This is a genomic window from Kitasatospora cinereorecta (assembly GCF_024172095.1).
Lineage (GTDB): Bacteria > Actinomycetota > Actinomycetes > Streptomycetales > Streptomycetaceae > Kitasatospora > Kitasatospora cinereorecta.
Genome location: NZ_JAMZDX010000003.1, coordinates 1347105 through 1364802, shown reverse-complemented (window position 1 = coordinate 1364802; position 17698 = coordinate 1347105). Strand labels below are relative to the sequence as shown.

The 17698-nt window shown below is 73.8% G+C and carries 19 protein-coding genes; 10 read left to right on the top strand and 9 right to left on the bottom strand.

The features are described from left to right. Positions 1-93 precede the first annotated feature (93 nt). Positions 94-1461, top strand: a complete 1368-nt coding sequence (locus FHR36_RS19560) for a cysteine desulfurase/sulfurtransferase TusA family protein (protein ID WP_253799032.1) — start codon at positions 94-96, stop codon at positions 1459-1461. 97 nt (positions 1462-1558) lie between these two features. Here the strand turns inward: FHR36_RS19560 and FHR36_RS19555 are convergent, their stop codons facing one another. Further along, positions 1559-2536, bottom strand: a complete 978-nt coding sequence (locus FHR36_RS19555; RefSeq protein WP_253799030.1) for a carbohydrate kinase family protein — start codon at positions 2534-2536, stop codon at positions 1559-1561. Between the two features lie 231 nt (positions 2537-2767). Between FHR36_RS19555 and FHR36_RS19550 the strand changes: the two genes are divergently transcribed. Together FHR36_RS19550 and FHR36_RS19545 are read left to right on the top strand one after the other, a co-directional pair. Continuing rightward, on the top strand, positions 2768-2989 hold the full coding sequence (locus FHR36_RS19550; RefSeq protein WP_253799027.1) for a hypothetical protein: 222 nt from the start codon (positions 2768-2770) through the stop codon (positions 2987-2989). Between the two features lie 91 nt (positions 2990-3080). Then, the gene (locus FHR36_RS19545) at positions 3081-3677 is read left to right on the top strand and encodes a hypothetical protein (RefSeq protein ID WP_253799024.1); all 597 of its coding nucleotides are present in this window, start codon (positions 3081-3083) and stop codon (positions 3675-3677) included. Between the two features lie 70 nt (positions 3678-3747). Here the strand turns inward: FHR36_RS19545 and FHR36_RS19540 are convergent, their stop codons facing one another. Further along, positions 3748-4101, bottom strand: coding sequence for a HesB/IscA family protein (locus FHR36_RS19540; RefSeq protein WP_253799021.1), 354 nt, complete (start codon positions 4099-4101; stop codon positions 3748-3750). Positions 4102-4305: 204 nt separating this feature from the next. Here FHR36_RS19540 and FHR36_RS19535 point away from each other — a divergent pair, with 204 nt between their 5' ends. Further along, on the top strand, positions 4306-5181 hold the full coding sequence (locus FHR36_RS19535; protein WP_253799018.1) for a GNAT family N-acetyltransferase: 876 nt from the start codon (positions 4306-4308) through the stop codon (positions 5179-5181). A gap of 137 nt (positions 5182-5318) precedes the next feature. Here FHR36_RS19535 and FHR36_RS19530 read toward each other — a convergent pair whose 3' ends face one another. The 3 genes from FHR36_RS19530 to FHR36_RS19520 all read right to left on the bottom strand — a co-directional run bounded on the left by FHR36_RS19530 (position 5319) and on the right by FHR36_RS19520 (position 8340). After that, positions 5319-6686 carry a pyridoxal phosphate-dependent decarboxylase family protein gene (locus tag FHR36_RS19530; protein ID WP_253799016.1) on the bottom strand — a complete coding sequence of 456 codons (1368 nt, stop codon included), beginning with the start codon at positions 6684-6686 and terminating at the stop codon, positions 5319-5321. 177 nt (positions 6687-6863) lie between these two features. Next, complete coding sequence (locus FHR36_RS19525) at positions 6864-7328, bottom strand: Lrp/AsnC family transcriptional regulator (protein WP_253799012.1); 465 nt, start codon at positions 7326-7328, stop codon at positions 6864-6866. An 85-nt stretch (positions 7329-7413) separates the two neighbouring features. After that, the gene (locus FHR36_RS19520) at positions 7414-8340 is read right to left on the bottom strand and encodes an NADP-dependent oxidoreductase (protein ID WP_253799009.1); all 927 of its coding nucleotides are present in this window, start codon (positions 8338-8340) and stop codon (positions 7414-7416) included. Between the two features lie 187 nt (positions 8341-8527). Between FHR36_RS19520 and nadA the strand changes: the two genes are divergently transcribed. Then, positions 8528-9709, top strand: coding sequence for a quinolinate synthase NadA (nadA, locus tag FHR36_RS19515; RefSeq protein WP_253799007.1), 1182 nt, complete (start codon positions 8528-8530; stop codon positions 9707-9709). A gap of 69 nt (positions 9710-9778) precedes the next feature. Here nadA and pspAA read toward each other — a convergent pair whose 3' ends face one another. Beyond that, entirely contained in the window at positions 9779-10072 is a 294-nt protein-coding gene (gene pspAA / locus FHR36_RS19510) for a PspA-associated protein PspAA (protein ID WP_253799006.1), read from the bottom strand. A 24-nt stretch (positions 10073-10096) separates the two neighbouring features. Continuing rightward, positions 10097-10861 carry a PspA/IM30 family protein gene (locus FHR36_RS19505; protein ID WP_253799005.1) on the bottom strand — a complete coding sequence of 255 codons (765 nt, stop codon included), beginning with the start codon at positions 10859-10861 and terminating at the stop codon, positions 10097-10099. A gap of 308 nt (positions 10862-11169) precedes the next feature. On the opposite strand from FHR36_RS19505, the gene FHR36_RS19500 reads away from it, so the two are divergent. After that, on the top strand, positions 11170-11724 hold the full coding sequence (locus FHR36_RS19500) for a DUF3043 domain-containing protein (RefSeq protein ID WP_253799004.1): 555 nt from the start codon (positions 11170-11172) through the stop codon (positions 11722-11724). Positions 11725-11951: 227 nt separating this feature from the next. Continuing rightward, positions 11952-12662, top strand: a complete 711-nt coding sequence (locus tag FHR36_RS19495; RefSeq protein WP_253799447.1) for a class I SAM-dependent methyltransferase — start codon at positions 11952-11954, stop codon at positions 12660-12662. A gap of 48 nt (positions 12663-12710) precedes the next feature. On the opposite strand, the gene FHR36_RS19490 is transcribed toward FHR36_RS19495, so the two are convergent. After that, a complete protein-coding gene (locus tag FHR36_RS19490; RefSeq protein WP_253799002.1) occupies positions 12711-12911 on the bottom strand; it encodes a hypothetical protein in 201 nt (66 codons plus the stop codon). A gap of 115 nt (positions 12912-13026) precedes the next feature. On the opposite strand from FHR36_RS19490, the gene cobU reads away from it, so the two are divergent. The 3 genes from cobU to FHR36_RS19475 are packed head-to-tail and all read left to right on the top strand — an operon-like array spanning position 13027 to position 15551. Beyond that, positions 13027-13587 carry a bifunctional adenosylcobinamide kinase/adenosylcobinamide-phosphate guanylyltransferase gene (gene cobU / locus FHR36_RS19485; protein WP_253799000.1) on the top strand — a complete coding sequence of 187 codons (561 nt, stop codon included), beginning with the start codon at positions 13027-13029 and terminating at the stop codon, positions 13585-13587. A gap of 11 nt (positions 13588-13598) precedes the next feature. Beyond that, positions 13599-14717, top strand: coding sequence for a nicotinate-nucleotide--dimethylbenzimidazole phosphoribosyltransferase (locus tag FHR36_RS19480; protein ID WP_253798998.1), 1119 nt, complete (start codon positions 13599-13601; stop codon positions 14715-14717). 24 nt (positions 14718-14741) lie between these two features. After that, a complete protein-coding gene (locus FHR36_RS19475) occupies positions 14742-15551 on the top strand; it encodes an adenosylcobinamide-GDP ribazoletransferase (RefSeq protein WP_253798995.1) in 810 nt (269 codons plus the stop codon). Between the two features lie 7 nt (positions 15552-15558). On the opposite strand, the gene FHR36_RS19470 is transcribed toward FHR36_RS19475, so the two are convergent. Beyond that, positions 15559-17679 (bottom strand): hypothetical protein, encoded by a 2121-nt coding sequence (locus FHR36_RS19470; protein ID WP_253798993.1) that lies wholly within the window; start codon positions 17677-17679, stop codon positions 15559-15561. Positions 17680-17698: the final 19 nt, after the last annotated feature.

The window sequence follows — 17698 nt, the reverse complement described above, 5'->3', positions numbered from 1 at the left end:
TTCGAGGGTCGCACACCCGATCGGGGGAGGTGCTGCGACACGCGGGTGACGGGCCGTCGGGAGCCCTTTTCGGTCCCCTGATTGGATGGCTCCGTGCACTACTTCGACGTCGCGTCAACCGCCCCCCTCCACCCGGTCGCCCGGCAGGCGCTCACCGCCGCCCTGGACGAGGGCTGGGCCGACCCGGCCCGGCTGTACCGCAGCGGCCGGCAGGCCCGGATGCTGCTCGACGCCGCCCGCGAGACCGTCGCCGAGGTCCTCGGCACCCGGGCCGACGAGATCGCCTTCACCTCCAGCGGCACCCAGGCCGTCCAGTTGGGCATGCTCGGCGCCCTGCGCGGCAACCGGCGGCGCGGCTCCCACCTGGTCCACTCGGCGGTCGAGCACTCCAGCGTGCTGCACGTCGCCGAGCGCCACGAGGCCGACGGCGGCGAGGTCGACGCCGTCCCGGTGGACCGGCTCGGCCGGGTCTCCCCCGCCGCCTTCGCCGCCGCCGTCCGCCCGGACACCGCGCTGGCCGTCCTGCAGAGCGCCAACCACGAGGTGGGCACCCTGCAGCCGGTCGCCGAGACCGCCGCCCTGCTCGACGGCGTCCCGCTGCTGGTCGACGCCGCTCAGAGCGCCGGCCGGCTGCCGGTCCCGGCCGGCTGGTCGCTGCTCACCGCCAGCGCCCACAAGTGGGGCGGCCCGGCCGGCGTCGGCGTGCTCGCCGTCCGCAAGGGCGTCCGCTACTCCTCCCCGCTGCCCGCCGACGAGCGGGAGGGCGGGCGGGTGCCCGGCTACGTCAACGTGCCCGCCGTCGTCGCCGCCGCCGCCTCGCTGCGCGCCGTCCGCGCCGAGGCCGAGGTGGAGAACGCCCGGCTGCGCGAGCTGGTCGACCGGATCCGGACCCGGGTGCCGCAGCTGGTCCCCGAGGTCGAGGTGGTCGGCGACCCCGTCCACCGGCTCCCCCACCTGGTCACCTTCTCCTGCCTGTACGTCGACGGCGAAGTGCTCCTCGGCGAACTCGACCGGGCCGGCTTCGCCGTCAACTCCGGCTCCTCCTGCACCTCCAGCACCCTGACCCCGAGCCACGTGCTGGCGGCGATGGGCGTCCTGACCGAGGGCAACGTCCGGGTCTCGCTGCCGTACGGGGTGGCGGAGGACGCGGTGGAGCGGTTCCTGGCCGTGCTGCCGGAGATCGTCGCCGGGGTCCGGGCGCCCCTGGGGCTCGACCTGCCGGCGCCGGCCGCCGCCGGCGGCGGTGCGGAGGAGCTGGTCATCGACGCCCTGGGCAAGCGCTGCCCGCTGCCGGTGATCGAGCTGGCGAAGCGGATCGGCGAGGTGCCGGTGGGGGGCACCGTGGCGGTGCTGGCGGACGACGAGGCGGCGCGGTTGGACATTCCCGCCTGGTGCGAGATGCGGGGACAGGAGTACCTGGGCGCGGAGGGGAACCGCTACCTGGTCCGCCGTACGAATTGAGTTGAGCAAACAGGGGCGCGAGGAACTGCGCGACCAACCAGGCAGTACGTGAGTGCATGGTCGGTCGCGCAGTTCCCCGCGCCCCCAGTAGTTGACGTTACTTGGAGAGCTTGGCCTTGACCTCGGCGGCGGCGGCCTCGCCGTACGCGGTGGTGAAGCGCTCGATGAAGTGGCCGCGGCGCAGCTCGTACTCCTGGGTGCCGACGGTCTCGATCACGAGGGTGGCGAGCATGCAGCCGATCTGGGCGGCGCGCTCCAGGCCGAGGTCCCAGGAGAGGCCGGCCAGGAAGCCGGCGCGGAAGCCGTCGCCGACGCCGGTCGGGTCGGCCTTGCGCTCCTCGGCGGGGCAGCCGACGGTGATGTCGGGCTCGCCCTTGCGCTGGATGCGGACGCCCTTGGCGCCGAGGGTGGTGACCCGGGTGCCGACGCGGTCGAGGATCTGCTCGGGGGTCCAACCGGTCTTGGTCTCGATCAGCGCGGCCTCGTACTCGTTGGTGAAGAGGTACGCGGCGCCGTCGACGATCTCGCGGATGTCGTCGCCCTCGAGGCGGGCCAGCTGCTGCGAGGGGTCGGCGGCGAAGGCGTAGCCGCGGCTGCGGCACTCCTGGGTGTGGCGGACCATCGCGGCCGGGTCGTCCGCACCGATCAGCACCAGGTCCAGGCCGCCGATGCGGTCGGCGATCGGCCGGAGCTCGATGGAGCGGGCCTCGGCCATGGCGCCGGTGTAGAAGGACGCGATCTGGTTGTGGTCCTGGTCGGTGGTGCACATGAAGCGGGCGGTGTGCCGGGTCTCCGAGATGTGCACGGAGTCGCAGTCCACGCCGTTGCGCTCCAGCCAGCTGCGGTACTCCTCGAAGTCCGCGCCGGCCGCGCCGACCAGGATCGGGCGCAGGCCCAGCACGCCCATGCCGAAGGCGATGTTGGGGGCGACGCCGCCGCGGCGGATGTCGAGGGCGTCGACCAGGAAGGAGAGCGAGACGGTGTGGAGCTGCTCGGCGACCAGCTGATCGGCGAATCGGCCGGGGAAGGTCATCAGGTGGTCGGTGGCGATCGAGCCGGCGACGGCGATACGCACGGAGGTCTCCTTGGACGGCCCGCTGGGGGCCGAGAGCAGCGGCAACAACAACTCACCCACGGTACAGGGAGGGGGCCCGGTCACCGGAACGACCCGAACAGGTACTACCCCTGAGTAGACCTGGCCTGCCGTACCGGGGCGGCCTAGGGTCGGCAGTGACGGGGGTCACTCGCCCCCGCTCCAGGCCCGCGGCCCGGTGGCCGCGGCACGGCGATCGGAGCGCTGAAACCGATGAAGCCCAGTCACTCCTCCGGATGGATCCCGAGCACTCCGCGGGGAGACGCCGATCCGGACTCGCTCGACCTGCTGGTCTCCTCCTCGCGTCGGCTCGGCCGCTTCTGGCCGCCTGCCGAGCCGGGGAAGGAACTCGCCGCCCCGGTCGCGTTCGCGGGGGTCCGGGTGTCGGCCGAGGCACGGCGGGTGGTGGCGGGAATGGCCGAGTACGACAGCTGACCACCGGGGAACCGGATTCCTCCCGGGCACGTCGAATCCGGGCAGTACCGCTCCAGTGCGGTCTGCACAGCCCTCGGGAGGAACGCAGATCATGGACCACAGGACCGCAGCCGTAACCGTCCGGACCGCGCGCGGGCGGCGGGCAGCCGCACTGGCCGCTTTGGTGCTGGCCGCCGGCGCGCTCTCCGCCTGCGCGAGCGGTGGCACGGGTGGTTCGGCCTCGAGTGCGGGAGCGAGTGTGAGCGCGAGCGCGTCGCCGAGCGCGTCCCCGTCGGGTTCGCCGTCGGGCGCCGCGCCCAGCGCTTCCGCCAGCCCGACGCCCTCGGCGACGGCCGGCTCCGGCCAGCCGACCACGCCGGGCATAGCCGTGGGCGAGCCGACGCCGACGCCGGTGAAGATCCCGGCGACCGGCTACCGCTTGGAGAGCCCGACCACGCTGACCGTGTACTTCTACGGCGGCGTCTGCGACAAGTACGGGCTGAGGGTCGAGGAGGACACCCCGCCGGTGGTGAAGGTCCGGGTGGTGATCACCCAGACCGCGCCGCGCGGCCAGGCGTGCCCTGCGATCGTCAAGGGCCAGCAGGTGACCGCGACGCTCAGCAAGCCGATGACCGGCGGTGCGGTGATCGACCTGGCCACCGGTGAGCAGCTGCCCCCGGCCACCGAGGCGGCGGGCGGGCCGCGCTAGCCGGTCCGTCCCCGACATGCCGCGAGGGCGGCCCGATCGTGGTGATCGGGCCGCCCTCGCGGTGTAAGGCTTAGCTGAACGAGTCGCCGCAGGCGCAGGAGCCGGTGGCGTTCGGGTTGTCGATCGTGAAGCCCTGCTTCTCGATGGTGTCGACGAAGTCGACCGTGGCGCCGCCCAGGTACGGGGCGCTCATCCGGTCGGTGACGACCTTGACGCCGCCGAAGTCCTTCACGACGTCGCCGTCCAGCGAGCGCTCGTCGAAGAAGAGCTGGTAGCGCAGGCCCGAGCAACCGCCGGGCTGAACGGCGACGCGGAGCGCGAGGTCGTCGCGACCCTCCTGGTCCAGCAGGGCCTTGACCTTGCCCGCGGCGGCATCGGTGAGGAGGATGCCACTTTCGACGGTGGTCTCGTCCTGGACGGTCATGCTTACTCCCGGTCTGTGACGACATTGTGCCGCCAGTGCAAACCAGCGGCCTCCCGGATTCATTTCCGGTCGGTGGTGCGTTCGGGGGACGTTCCTGTCGCCCGCTTCCCGCGCATCCATGCTCGCACACCACGGGCGGGTGGTCATCGTCCCGTCCGGGCAAACCGCCCCCGCGGCGGGCGGTGCCGGGCGAGGATGTGGTTCGTGCTCATTCGCCAGCTCAGGGACACCGCGGTCGACGCCGAAGCGGTGCAGGACATCAGCGAGGCGGCCTTCGGCGCGCTCGACGGACGGCCGCCCGGCGCGCCGCCGCCCTCCCCCGAACGGCGGGTGCGCAACGTCGCCCGGGCCCGCCATCTGGCCCGCACCGATCCGGACGGCTGCTGGATCGCCGAACAGGACGGCGAGCCGGTGGGCGCGGCGCTCTCGCTGCGCCGCGAGGGGCTGTGGATACTCACCCTGTTCGTCGTGCGGCCCGAGGCCCAGGGCAAGGGCGTCGGCCGGCTGCTGCTGGAGGGGGCCGCCTCGTACGGGCGGGGCTGCCTGCGCGGGATGCTGTGCGCCTCGCCCTCGCCGGCCGCCGCCCGCCGCTACCGGCACGCCGGGTTCACCCTGCACCCGGCGATGAAGCTCAGCGGTGCGGTCGACCGGGCCGGGCTGCTCGACCCGGGCGACATCCCGGTACACCCCGGGAACGCGACCCACCTGCACCTGCTGGACTCGGTCGACCGGCGGCTGCGCGGCGCCGCGCACGGCGCGGACCACGCGTTCATGCTCGCCCACTTCGAGGAGCTGCTGGTTGCGGACTCGCTGGCGGGCAGCGGCTACTGCTACCGCAACGGCGGCGAGGTGATGCTGCTGGCCGCGACCTCGAAGCGGATCGCCGCACGCCTGCTGCGGGAGGCGCTGGCGCGGGTGCCGGACGGGGCGGCCGCCTCGGTGCAGTTCCTCACCGCGGAGCAGGAGTGGGCGCTGGACGTCGGCCTGGAGGTCGGCCTGTCCGTGGAGACCCGGGGGTTCCTCGCGGTACGGGGGATGCGACCGCCGTCGCCGTACATTCCGAACGGCGGGTTTCTTTAGCAGTCAGGGGCTCGGGGAACTGCGAGGCCGACCCCGGGGCGGGCCGCACCAGCAAAGTGCGCCAACCCCGGGGTCGGCCTCGCCCCCGCGGCGGAGCCGCTCATGAGCAGAGCCCCGAGCCCCTGGAGAGAAGCCCCCTACTTCATGGTGTCCAGGATCTCGTTCACCATCTCCATCGTGGTGCCCGGGTGCAGGAACGCGAAGCGGGCGACCGTCTCGCCGTCCCAGCCGGTGGGGGTGACGAAGCCGATCTGGTCGGCGAGCAGCTGCTGCGACCAGCGGTAGTAGTCGTCGTTGGTCCAGCCCTTGCGGCGGAAGCAGACGGCGGAGAGCTGCGGGTCGTGCAGCAGCTCCAGGTGCTCGCTGTCGCGGATCACCTGGGCGGTGTCCCGCGCCAGCGTGAGGCCGGTCTCGATGGCGTCGGTGTACGCCTGGGTGCCGTGGACGGCGAGCGAGAACCAGAGCGGCAGGCCGCGGGCGCGGCGGGTGAGGTGGTAGGCGTAGTCGGTGGGGTTCCACTCGTCGCCCTCGGTGTGCAGGACGTCGAGGTAGGAGGCGTCCTGGGTGTGCACGGCGCGGGCGAGCTGCGGGTTGCGGTAGAGCAGGGCGGCGCAGTCGAACGGGGCGAACAGCCACTTGTGCGGGTCCACCACGAAGGAGTCCGCGTGCTCGATGCCGTTGTAGCGCTCGCGCACGGAGGGGGCGAACAGGCCGGCGCCGCCGTACGCGCCGTCGACGTGGAACCACAGGCCGCGCTCGCGGGTGACCTCGGACAGGCCCTGGAGGTCGTCGACGATGCCCTCGTTGGTGGTGCCGGCGGTGCCGACCACGGCGATGACGGTCTCCGGGTTCGGGTCGGCGGCGAGGGCGGCGCGCAGCGCGTCGCCGGTGAAGCGGCGGTCGACGGTCGGGACGACGAAGGCGTCGACGCCGATGATGTTGAAGGTGTTCTTGACCGAGGAGTGGACCTGGTCGGCGACGGCGATCCGCAGCCGGGCCTCGGGGCCGACGCCCAGCTTGCGGCGGGCGGTGTCCCGGGCGACGACGAGGGCGGAGAGGTTGCCCGCGGAGCCGCCGGAGACGAAGGTGCCGCCGGCGCTCTCGGGCAGGCCGGCCCGGTCCGCTATCAGGCGCAGCACCTGGTTCTCGGCGGCGATGGCGCCGGCCGCCTCCAGCCAGGAGATGCCCTGGAGGGAGGCGCAGGAGACGACCATGTCGAAGAGGAGTGCGGCCTTGGTGGGGGCGCAGGGGATGAAGGAGAGGTAGCGCGGGCTGTCGGCGGAGATGACAGCGCGGGAGAGCTCGTGGTCGTAGAGCTTGAGCACGTCGGCCGGGTTGTTGCCGTGCTCGTTGAGCAGGCCGGAGAGGTGGGCGCGCAGCTGCTCGCCGTCGCCGGGGTGGTCGAGCGGCACGGGGTTGTACTGCAGCCGCTCGCGCATGTAGTCGAAGACGAGCTCGACCAGCTGGCTGTCGGGCTGGTGCATGCGGTCGGGGGCTGCGAACACGGGGGTGCCTCTCGCTGCTGAGGGTGTGGGAGGGCCGGGGCTGGTGGGGCGTCCGGACATGATCAGCGTAGGCAGCGGGGTGCGGCGGGCGCGCGTCGGAACGGGGCCGCCCGGGGCAGCTTTCGGGCGTATTCGGCGGGCCCGCGCAGGATTCCTGCGCGGGGTCGACGGGAGGTGTCAGCCGATCAACCGGGAGAGGACCACGGAGCTGCGGCTGCGTTGCACGCCGGGCTCCTTGCGGATGCGCTCGATGACGGCTTCCAGGTGGCGGGTGTCGGAGGCGCGGAGGTGGACCAGGGCGTCGGGATCGCCGGTGACCGTCCAGGCGGCGACCACCTCGGGGAACTGGCGCAGGCTGGCGAGCAGTTCCTCGGGCGAGGTGCGGGCGCGGCAGTAGACCTCGACGAAGGCTTCGGTGCGCCAGCCGAGCAGGGCGGGGTCGAGGACGACGGTGAAGCCGCGGACCACGCCGCGGGCGCGCAGCCGGTCGATCCGGCGGCGGACGGCGGTGGCGGAGAGGTTCACCAGCAGGCCGATCTCGGCGTACGAGGCGCGGCCGTCCCGGCTGAGGTGTTCGATCAGCAGGCGGTCGGTGTCGTCGAGCGGGGCCCCGGCCAGGTCGGGCGGGAGGTGCACGCTCATTGCTGGGGCTCCACGGGTGGTGCGGGTGAGGGTGGCGGAGTCCGGAGAAACGACTCTGCGGGCCCATTCTCGCCGATGCCGGGGATCAGTCCACCAGAAGCACGATCTTGCCGCGGGTGCGGCCCTCGGCGTTGAGGGCCTGGGCGGAGGCGGCCTGGGAGAGCGGGAAGGTGGAGACGACGGGGACGGTGAGGCTGCCCTCGTCGGCGAGCCGGGCGACCTCGGCGAGGTCGGCGCCGTCGGGGCGGGTCCAGACGTAGCGGCCGCCGCGGGCGGTGACCCGGTAGTCGGCGACGGAGGCGATCCGGGCGGGGTCGGTGACCAGGTCGGCGGAGATCTCGACGGCGTCGCCGCCGACCAGGTCGAGGGCGGCGTCCACGCCGCCGGGGGCGAGTGCGCGGACCCGGTCGGCCAGGCCGGGGCCGTACTCGACGGGTTCGGCGCCGAGGCCGCGCAGGAAGAGGTGGTTGCGTTCGGCGGCGGTGCCGATGACCCGGGCGCCGAGGTGGGTGGCGATCTGGACGGCCAGGCTGCCCACCCCGCCGGCGGCGGCGTGCACCAGGACGGTCTCCCCCGCGCGGACGTCCAGCGCCTTGACCAGGGCCTGGTAGGCGGTGAGTCCGGCGAGCGGGAGGCCGCCGGCCTGGGCCCAGTCCAGGGCGGCGGGCTTGCGGGCCAGGGTGCGGACGGGGGCGGCGACCAGCTCTGCGTAGGTACCGTGTTCGAGGCAGTCCTTGCGGACGTAGCCGATCACCTCGTCGCCGGGGCGGAACTCGGTGACGCCGCCGCCGACGGCCTGCACCGTGCCGGCGCAGTCGAATCCCATGACCAGCGGGAAGTGGGCGTCGAGGATGCCGTCGAGGCGTCCTTCGCGGACCTTCCAGTCGACCGGGTTGACCCCGGCTGCCCGGACCCGGACCAGGACGGAGTCCGGTCCGACCTTGGGGTCGGGGAGCTCGGTGTACTCGACCACCTCGGGGCCGCCGTACCGGCGGATCGCGATTGCCTTCATGGCCTCCAGCCAAGCCGGAGAGCGCCCGGATCTCGCGCCGGAAGCATCCATCCTGGTGAGCGGTTCTCGTCACATCGACAAGACGGCCATCGTCAGCCTGACGCTAAGCGGTTATCATAGATAGCGTCAGAAAGACGAGAAGGCTGGTCGGGAAAAGCGATCGGCCGCACCAGGAGGGCACCCGCCCGTGACCACCACCACCGAGACCTACGGCGTCGACCCGAACCCGACGCCTCTCGCGCTCCTGCTCCTCGGCCGCGAGGCCGACCCCCGGAGCGAGCGCGGCGTCGAGTGCCCCGGCGATCTGCCCGCCGCCTCCGACCCCGACCTGGTCGAGCGCGCCCGCGCCGCCAAGGAGAAGCTCGGCGACCGCGTCTTCATCCTCGGCCACCACTACCAGCGCGACGAGGTCATCGAGTTCGCCGATGTCACCGGCGACTCCTTCAAGCTGGCCCGCGACGCCGCGGCCCGGCCGGAGGCCGAGTACATCGTCTTCTGCGGTGTGCACTTCATGGCCGAGTCGGCCGACATCCTGACCTCCGAGGCCCAGCAGGTCGTCCTGCCGGACCTGGCGGCCGGCTGCTCGATGGCCGACATGGCCACCGCCGAGCAGGTCGCCGAGTGCTGGGACGTGCTGAGCGACGCCGGCATAGCCGACGTGACCGTGCCGGTCTCGTACATGAACTCCTCCGCCGACATCAAGGCCTTCACCGGCAAGCACGGCGGCACCATCTGCACCTCCTCCAACGCCAAGCGGGCGCTGGAGTGGGCCTTCGAGCAGGGCCAGAAGGTGCTCTTCCTGCCCGACCAGCACCTCGGCCGCAACACCGCCGTGCTGGAGATGGGCTTCTCGCTGGAGGACTGCGTCCTCTACAACCCGCACAAGCCCAACGGCGGCCTGACCGCCGAGGAGCTGCGGAACGCGAAGATGATCCTGTGGCGCGGGCACTGCTCGGTGCACGGCCGGTTCAACCTGCAGTCGGTCGAGGAGGTCCGCGAGCGGATCCCCGGCGTGACCGTGCTGGTGCACCCGGAGTGCAAGCACGAGGTGGTCACCGCCGCCGACATGGTGGGCTCGACCGAGTACATCATCAAGGCGCTGGACGCGGCCGAGCCCGGCTCAAAGTGGGCCATCGGCACCGAGCTCAACCTGGTCCGCCGCCTGGCCAAGGCGCACCCGGACAAGGAGGTCGTCTTCCTCGACCGCACGGTGTGCTTCTGCTCGACCATGAACCGGATCGACCTGCCGCACCTGGTGTGGGCGCTGGAGTCGCTGGTCGAGGGCCGGGTGCCGAACGTGATCACCGTGGACCCGGAGACCGAGAAGTACGCCAAGGCCGCGCTGGACCGGATGCTGGCCCTGCCGTAGCCCGTACACATGCGTGAGGGCGGGCTCCCCGGCTGGGGAGCCCGCCCTCACGGCGTTGCGCTACGAGACCTACTCGGGCAGGCCCGGGATCAGACCGTCGCCCTCGGTCCGCAGCATCTCGCGGACCTCGTCGATGGTCGCCTCGGCGTCCGGGAGGATCAGGTCCGACGGCTCCAGCGAGTCGTCCGGCAGTGGGCTGCCGACCTCCTTCACCGCATCCAGCAGACTGCCGAGCGCGGCCCGGAAGGCCGACTCGTCACCCGACTCCAGTGCGGTGAGCAGCTCCTCGTCGAGCTGGTTGAGCCGGTTCAGGTCGCTCTCGCCGACCTGGAACTGCCCCTCACCCATGACCCTCATGATCATGCCGGTGCGTCTCCCTGTCCCGGGTTACTTGTTGTAGTTGATGGTGGGCGGCGGGGTGTCCTGCTTGCCCGGCTCGATGGCCTGCGGCTGCGAGGCCGGGGTCCCGCCGGTCAGCTCGGCCTTCATCCGGGCGAGCTCCAGCTCGACGTCGCTGCCGCCGGCCACCCGCTCCAGCTCGGCCTCGATGTCGTCCTTGCGGCCGAGACCGCTGGCGTCGTCGAGCGCGCCGGAGGCGAGCAGCTCGTCGATCGCGCCGGCCCGGGCCTGCATCTGCGCGGTCTTGTCCTCGGCCCGCTGGATGGCCAGGCCCACGTCGCCCATCTCCTCGGAGATGCCCGAGAAGGACTCGGCGATCCGGGTCTGCGCCTGCGCGGCCGTGTAGGTGGCCTTGATGGTCTCCTTCTTGGTGCGGAAGGCGTCCACCTTGGCCTGGAGGCGCTGGGAGGCGAGCGTGAGCTTCTCCTCCTCGGCCTGCAGCGCCTGGTACTGGGTCTCCAGGTCGGTGATCTGCGACTGGAGGTTGGACTTGCGGGTCAGTGCCTCGCGGGCCAGGTCCTCCCGGCCGAGGGAGAGCGCCTTGCGGCCCTGGTCCTCGTACTTCGCGGACTGCTGCTGGAGCTGGGTCAGCTGGAGCTCAAGGCGCTTGCGCGAGGTGGCCACGTCAGCGACGCCCCTGCGCACCTTCTGCAGCAGTTCCAGCTGCTTCTGGTAGGAGTAGTCGAGCGTTTCGCGCGGGTCTTCCGCCCGGTCCAGGGCCTTGTTCGCCTTGGAGCGGAAGATCAGCCCCATACGCTTCATGATTCCGTCGCTCATGGGCCTCGAGTGCCCCCTTCTTCGGGCCTGCGGGTTCCGTCTCGTATCAAGGTCGAGTGTATGTGCAGCGAGGTTCTCGCCGCAGTGCACGAGCCTGAAACAAGACTGCTACAGCCTGGTCGGGAGCGGAATCGTCCCTGGGGTGGAGGCGACCCCGAAAAACGCCCCCGAGGTGATCGATATCGCTTTGCGTCCGACGGCACCGCGGAAAGCACCGGGGCAACACGTACGCTGGGGGTGTGTTCCGACGCCGCTCTGAAGATGCCTCCTCCTCCACCGTGGTCATGACCAAGGAGGACGAGAAGAACCTGCCCCGCGACCCGCAGGCCCCCAAGGGCCGGCCCACGCCCAAGCGCAATGAGGCCGAGGCCCACCGCAGGACACGGGTCACCGTCCCCAAGGACCGCAAGGAAGCCAGCCGCCAGGCTCGCGATCGGATGCGCACCGAGCGCGAGAAGCAGCGCACCGCGCTGCTCGAGGGCGACGAGCGCTACCTGCCGGCCCGTGACAAGGGCCCGGTGCGCCGCTTCACCCGCGACTTCATCGACTCCCGCTGGTCGGCCGCCGAGTTCTTCCTGCCGTACGCGGTGGTGGTGCTGGTGCTGAGCATCGTCCGGGTGCCGGTGCTGCAGCTCGCCTCCACCGTGCTGTTCATGATCTTCTTCGTGGTGGTGATCCTGGACTTCGTGCGCCTGGGCCTGACCCTGCGCAAGGCCCTGCAGACCCGCTTCCCCGACCAGAACAGCCGGGGCGCCGTCGCCTACGGTCTGATGCGCACCCTGCAGATGCGCCGACTGCGGCTGCCCAAGCCGCAGGTCAAGCGGGGCGAGCGGCCCTGACCGCGGACGCACCGTCGCCGTCCTGGGCCCATCCGGTCGTACCGGATGGGCCCGGTCTGCATGCCCTGCCGGGGCAGTCCGGCGGCCGGCACGACCGGCTCGACCTGCTGCCCGCCCGCGGCGGCGGGTACGGGGCCGGCGCGTACGCCGGCGGCGCGTACCCCGGCGGCGGGACGCAGCAGAGCGGCGCCGGGGCCTGGCTCGCCCGGCAGGGCGGGCTGCACAACCTGGTCCGCCAGGAGCTGGTCACCCGGCAGCTCGCCGAGCAGCTGGCCGGGCTCACCGCCCTGCGGGTGCTGGACGTCGGCTGCGGCCAGGGCACCCAGGCCCTGCGGCTGGCCCGGGCCGGCCACGCGGTCACCGGGATCGACCCCGACCCGGCGATGCTGACGGCCGCCCACAGCGCGCTCGCCGCCGAGCCGCCCGAGGTGCGGGCGCGGGTGCAGCTGCTGGCCGGCGACGGTCACCAGTGCGGCCGGTGGTTCGGGCCGCGCAGCTTCGACCTGGTGCTCTGCCACGGCGTGCTGATGTACCTGCCCGACCCGGACCCGATGCTGGCCTCGCTGGCCCGGATCCTCGCCCCCGGCGGGCTGCTCTCGCTGCTGGTGCGCAACGCCGACGCGCTGGCCATGCGGGCCGGGCTGACCGGCGACTGGCGGGCCTGCGGCGAGGCCTTCGACTCCACCCGGTACACCAACCGGCTGGGCCTGCCCGCCCGGGCCGACCGGCTCGGCGAGCTGTCCACCACGCTGGCCGAGCTGGCCGTGCCGGTGCGGCACTGGTACGGGGTGCGGGTCTTCACCGACACGACGGCCGACGAGGCGGCCCCGGTGGACGGGCGCCGCCTCGCCCAGCTGCTCGACGCCGAGGAGCGCGCGGGCCGCCAGGACCCCTACCGGCAGGTGGCGGCCCTGCTGCACGTGTTCGCGGCGAAGTAACCGCCGCGCCCTCCGGCCTCGCCCGGCCGGGTCCCGCCCGGTCGGGTCTCAGGCCTCGTGCAGGCTCATCGGGTAGATCTCGCGGCCGTCCTCCAGCAGCACCACCCGGTCGACGCCGTCGGCCGCCAGCTGCTTCCACTCCTCGCCGATCCACGACTCGGCGTCGCCCTGGCTGGAGAACTCCTCCACGCCGCCGGCCGGGGTGACCACCGTGCCGTCCCCCTGCTCGTACCGCCACGTCCACACCATGCGCGGGCCTCCCTTGCTCGTCGTGCTCGTCCGTGCTCTTCCGTGCTCGCTGTGCAGCGAACAGTAGCGTGCCCGCCGCACGGCTCCTCATGCCTCGTGCGGCAGGATGGCGGGCATGGCACTCCCCCGCACCCTGATCCTCGGCGGCGCGCGGTCCGGCAAGTCCACCCGCGCCGAGCAACTGCTGCTGACCCACGACGACGTGCTGTACGTGGCCACCAGCGGGCAGCGGGACGGCGACGTCGACTGGGCCCGGCGGGTGGAGCTGCACCGGGAGCGGCGGCCCGCGAGCTGGCGGACCGCCGAGACCTGCGAGCTGGAGCGGGTGCTCGCCGACCCCGCCGACCCGGCGCCGGTGCTGATCGACTGCCTCGCGCTGTGGCTGACCGCCGTGATGGACGAGCACGGCGCCTGGGACGACGAGGTCTGGCTCGACGGCGGCGAACGGGTCGTCCAGGCCCGCTGCGCGGCACTCGCCGAGGCCTGGCGGACCACCTCCCGGCAGGTGGTCGCGGTCAGCAACGAGGTCGGCATGGGGGTCGTCCCGGCGACCGCGGCCGGGCGGCGCTTCCGGGACACCCTCGGGCGGCTCAACATGGCGGTGGCCGACGCCTCCGAGCAGGTGCTGCTGGTGGTCGCCGGACAGGTGCTGACCATCAAAGCGACTGGCGTATAGGCTTCCCGGCGATGGACACCACCGTGGATCTCGATACCTTCTCCTCGCTCGTGGAGCGGCCCGACGAGGGTGCCCGGCGAGCCGCCGAGGAGCGCTGGAAGCAGCTGGCGATGCCGAACGGCGGCCTGGGACAGCTGCAGGAGCTCGGCGCCTGGCTCGCCTCGGTACAGGGCTCGTCCCCGACCCGCCCGCTGAGCGCCGCCAAGGTGCTGCTGTTCGCCGGCGACCACGGGGTGGCCTCGCTCGGGGTGTCCGCGCTGGACGCCAGGGGCGGCACCGCCGACCGGGTCCGCGCCGTGCTCGACGGCACCGCCCCGATCGCGGTGCTGGCCCGCCGCTACGGCGCGGGCGTGCGGGTGGTGGACGTCGCGGTCGACACCGACCCGGCCGAGTTCCCGGAGGAGGTCGTGCGGCACCGGGTGCGGCGCGGCTCCGGCCGGATCGACGTCGAGGACGCGCTCACCGCCGAGGAGGCCGCCCGGGCCTTCCACGCGGGCGCCGCGGTCGCCGACGAGGAGGCCGACGCCGGCACCGACCTGGTGGTCCTCGGCGACCTCGGCGTGGGCGCGACCACGGTGGCCGCCGTCCTGGTCGGCGCGCTCTGCGGCACCGACGCCGCGGCCGTCACGGGGCGCGGCTCCGGCATCGACGACCGGGTGTGGATGGTCAAGTGCGCCACCGTCCGCGACGCGCTGCGCCGGGCCCGCCCGGTCCTCGGCGACCAGCTGGGCCTGCTCGCCGCCACCGGCGGCGCGGACTTCGCCGCGATCACCGGCTTCCTGCTCCAGGCCGCCGTCCGCAAGCTGCCCGTGGTGCTCGACGGCGTGGTCTCGGCCGCCTGCGCCCTGGTCGCGCAGCGGGTCGCCTTCCGCTCCCCCGAGTGGTGGCGGGCCGGCGCCGGCACCGGCGAGCCCGCCCAGGCCAAGGCGTACGACCGGCTCACCCTGACGCCGCTGCAGGAGCTCGGCGTCACCATGGGCGAGGGCGTCGGCGCCGTACTTGCCCTGCCGCTGCTGCAGGCCGCCTCCGACACGCTCGCCGAGCCGGCCGCCGTCCCCTCGGCCACGCCGCTGAAGCCCCGCCCGCCGGCCAAGCTGCCGACCGCGGCGGAGCTGCTCGGCCGCTACTAGGCCGGCCCCGGGATGGCGGACCGGATGGCAGACCGGGCTTCGGACCCGGTGGCGGCCGACCGCGGGCCCGTGACGCTCGGCGTCAGCGGCCTTCGGTTCGCCTTCGGCACCCTGTCGGTGCTGCGGGTCCGGGTGGACCGCTGGGACCGGGCGGCCGGCGGGGCGGCGATGGTGCTCGCCCCGGTGGTCGGGCTGGTGCTCGGCGGCCTCGCCGCGGGCGTCGGCGCCCTCGCGGCCTGGCGCGGCGGCCCGCTGCTCGGCGCGGTGGCAGCGGTGGCCGTCCTCGCCGCGCTCACCCGCGGCCTGCACCTGGACGGCCTGGCCGACGTCGCCGACGGGCTCGGCAGCAACAAGCCGGCCGAGGACGCGCTGCGGATCATGAAGCAGTCCGACATCGGGCCGTTCGGCGTGCTCACCCTGGTGCTCGCCCTGCTCGCCCAGATCGCCGCCCTGGCCGGGCAGTTCGCCCACTCCCCCGCGCGCGGCGCGCTCGCCGTGCTCACCGCCGCGCTGGCCGCGCGCTGCGCGCTCGCCTGGGGCTGCCTGCGCTCGGTGCCCGCCGCCCGGCCGGGCGGGCTGGGCGCGATGGTCGCCTCGACCGTGCACCCGCTCGCGGCCGCCGCCGTCACCGCCGTCACCGCGCTCGCGGTCGGACTGGCCGGCCGCTCCCCCGTCCCGCCGATCGCGCTGGCGGCCGGGGTCGGCTGCGCCTGGCTGCTGCTGCGCCGCTGCGTACGGCGGTTCGGCGGGGTGACGGGGGATGTGCTCGGTGCGATGGCGGAGACCGCCGCGACCGGGGCACTGGTCGCGGCGGCCCTGATCGGCGTCAGCTGACCGCCCGTCACTCCAGCGGCGGGACGTAGACGCAGAACACCGCGTCCAGGAGGGCGAGATGGACCCGGCCGGACGGGTCGATCGCGGCGAACCGCACCGCCGAGCCGAGGCGCAGGTGGATCTCGCTCCGGGCCGAGTCCAGCCGCAGCAGCCGGACGAAACCGTCGGCCCAGGCGGTGAGGTACAGCACCCCGTGGTCGGTGCGGCCGGCCGCAACGGCGGTGACCGTGAAGGGCCGGGCGCCGATCGGGTCCGCCAGCGGCGGCTGCCCGGGCTTCCAGAGTCGCATCGCACCGTCGGTGCCCCCACTGACCACCATGAGTCCGGCGTCGACCTCGGCGACCGCCAGGGCCGTCACCGTACGGTGCACGGGCTCCTCCGTGGCCACACCCGGCTTCCCCGGCTCGCGGAAACAGGTCAGCCGGCCGTCCGCGTCGCCGACGACCACCAGCGGATTGCCGTCGATCATCGGGGTCGCGAGCGCGGTCAGCCCCTGGCCGAGCTGCTGCGCCGCCCAGCCGGCCACGGCCGTCGCACCGTCCGGGCCCGGGGTGGGCGCCGGTGACGGCAGCATCCCGAGCACGCCGTCGTTGTCCAGGGCGAGCAGCGCGCCGTCCTCCGCGCAGGCCAGGGTGGCCGGTCGGACCGGGAGCCGGCCGAGGTGGGCGCCCAGATCCTGGCCGGTGTAGGCGTCGAGCAGCCGTACGCCATCCTGGGTGGCCACCAGGACCCGTCCCCGGTGCGGTCCGCGACCTGCGGCGAGGCCGTGGATCACTCCGTTCCGCGGGCGGTGGCGCCAGACACCGAACCAGCGGGGAGCGGGCGACATCGCGACGGCCAGGCTCCGGTCCGTCGCCGGGTCGTGGCCGTGCAGCCAGGCGTGCAGGGTTGCGGCGCGGGCCGCCGGGGCTCCGGTCCCGAGCAGCCCGGGGCCGGCCAGGCGCCAGCCTTCGGCGAGGCTGCCCTCGGTCAGCGGCGTGTGCTCCAGGGCGGCAGTGACGGCGAGCGGGTCGGCGTGGACCACGAAGCCCGGGTCGGCCAGGAACTCTGCGGCGGTGCCGGCCACCAGGGCGTGCCGCAGCAGCGTGCCGAGCCGCTCGGGGTCGGCTGCGGAGTGGTCCGGACGGCCGTCAGGGGTGCGCGGGATGCCGGCCGCGAGGGCGCGGACGAGCTCCGCATGGTCCAGGGGCGCCTCGGCGGTGGCCTCGGCGGCGAGCGCTTCCAGGTGCAGCCGCCAGGAGATGCCGTCGGCGTGCGGCGGGAGAAGCTCACCGGCCCGGCGGACCGCGTCCGGATCGCCGGCACCGGGCAGTGTGGCCCACTCCTCGGCGAGCACGGCGTGCTCCACCGCCGCCAGCGCCCGGACCGTGGACCTCAGCTCGTCGGGAAGCGTCTTCCACCAGGCGGCGGCGGTCGAGCGAAGGCGATCGCGGAGGGGGGTGGCGGGATCGAGGGACAGGCCGCCGTCCGGCTGTGCGCCGTCGTGGACGCGGGCCGCGAGCCGGGCGAGGCCGGGGCTCGGGTAGACCTGCTCGGCGGGCAGCGGCGTGCCCGGGAGCTTGGCGCACCAGGCGGCGAAGCGGTCCGGCTCGGTCCACCGCGGATCGTCGAGGTCGAGAGCCGCGACCTCGACGTCCAGTTCGCCCAGTGCGACCGCGGCCGGCGAGCCCTCGGCCGCCTCGACCACCAGACGGACGTCCGGCACGTGCATCAGGTGGGCGAGCAGCTCGGTGACGATCCGGCGCGGCTCGTCGGGCAGGGCACTGCCGCCCGCCCGGTCCAGGTCGGCGATCACCAGCACCCTCGGGGGCGCGGACTTCAGCGCGGCCGCGAGCTGGACCGGCGTCCGGGCGGTTGTCCGCAGCCGGTCCGCGAGCAGCCAGGTGGCGCTGCGGACGGTCAGCCCGGCGGCGGGCAGGTAGGCGTGAACCCTGCGCGCCCTTTTCGGGTTGTGCGGCGGGCAGCCCGTCGCCAGCCACGCCAGCAGGTGCGTGCGGCCACTGCCCGACGAGCCGCCGACCCGGCAGATCCGGGGAGCACGCGGGTCCTCCAGCCAGCCGAGCAGTGCCTGCCCGGCCGGTTTGCGTCCCGCCCGCAGTGGTGGCACCCAGCTCGCGTCGTCCGTCACCCTGTCCGTCCCCCGTCCA

Bases quoted from the DNA above. Each gene is read 5' to 3' on its own strand.
- FHR36_RS19475 (WP_253798995.1), top strand. From the start codon at position 14,742: ATGGCAGACCGGGCTTCGGACCCGGTGGCGGCCGACCGCGGGCCCGTG.
- cobU (WP_253799000.1), top strand. From the start codon at position 13,027: ATGGCACTCCCCCGCACCCTGATCCTCGGCGGCGCGCGGTCCGGCAAG.
- FHR36_RS19505 (WP_253799005.1), bottom strand. From the start codon at position 10,861: ATGGGGCTGATCTTCCGCTCCAAGGCGAACAAGGCCCTGGACCGGGCG.
- FHR36_RS19480 (WP_253798998.1), top strand. From the start codon at position 13,599: ATGGACACCACCGTGGATCTCGATACCTTCTCCTCGCTCGTGGAGCGG.
- FHR36_RS19520 (WP_253799009.1), bottom strand. From the start codon at position 8,340: ATGAAGGCAATCGCGATCCGCCGGTACGGCGGCCCCGAGGTGGTCGAG.
- FHR36_RS19540 (WP_253799021.1), bottom strand. From the start codon at position 4,101: ATGACCGTCCAGGACGAGACCACCGTCGAAAGTGGCATCCTCCTCACC.
- FHR36_RS19545 (WP_253799024.1), top strand. From the start codon at position 3,081: ATGGACCACAGGACCGCAGCCGTAACCGTCCGGACCGCGCGCGGGCGG.
- FHR36_RS19525 (WP_253799012.1), bottom strand. From the start codon at position 7,328: ATGAGCGTGCACCTCCCGCCCGACCTGGCCGGGGCCCCGCTCGACGAC.
- FHR36_RS19550 (WP_253799027.1), top strand. From the start codon at position 2,768: ATGAAGCCCAGTCACTCCTCCGGATGGATCCCGAGCACTCCGCGGGGA.
- FHR36_RS19500 (WP_253799004.1), top strand. From the start codon at position 11,170: ATGACCAAGGAGGACGAGAAGAACCTGCCCCGCGACCCGCAGGCCCCC.
- FHR36_RS19490 (WP_253799002.1), bottom strand. From the start codon at position 12,911: ATGGTGTGGACGTGGCGGTACGAGCAGGGGGACGGCACGGTGGTCACC.
- pspAA (WP_253799006.1), bottom strand. From the start codon at position 10,072: ATGATCATGAGGGTCATGGGTGAGGGGCAGTTCCAGGTCGGCGAGAGC.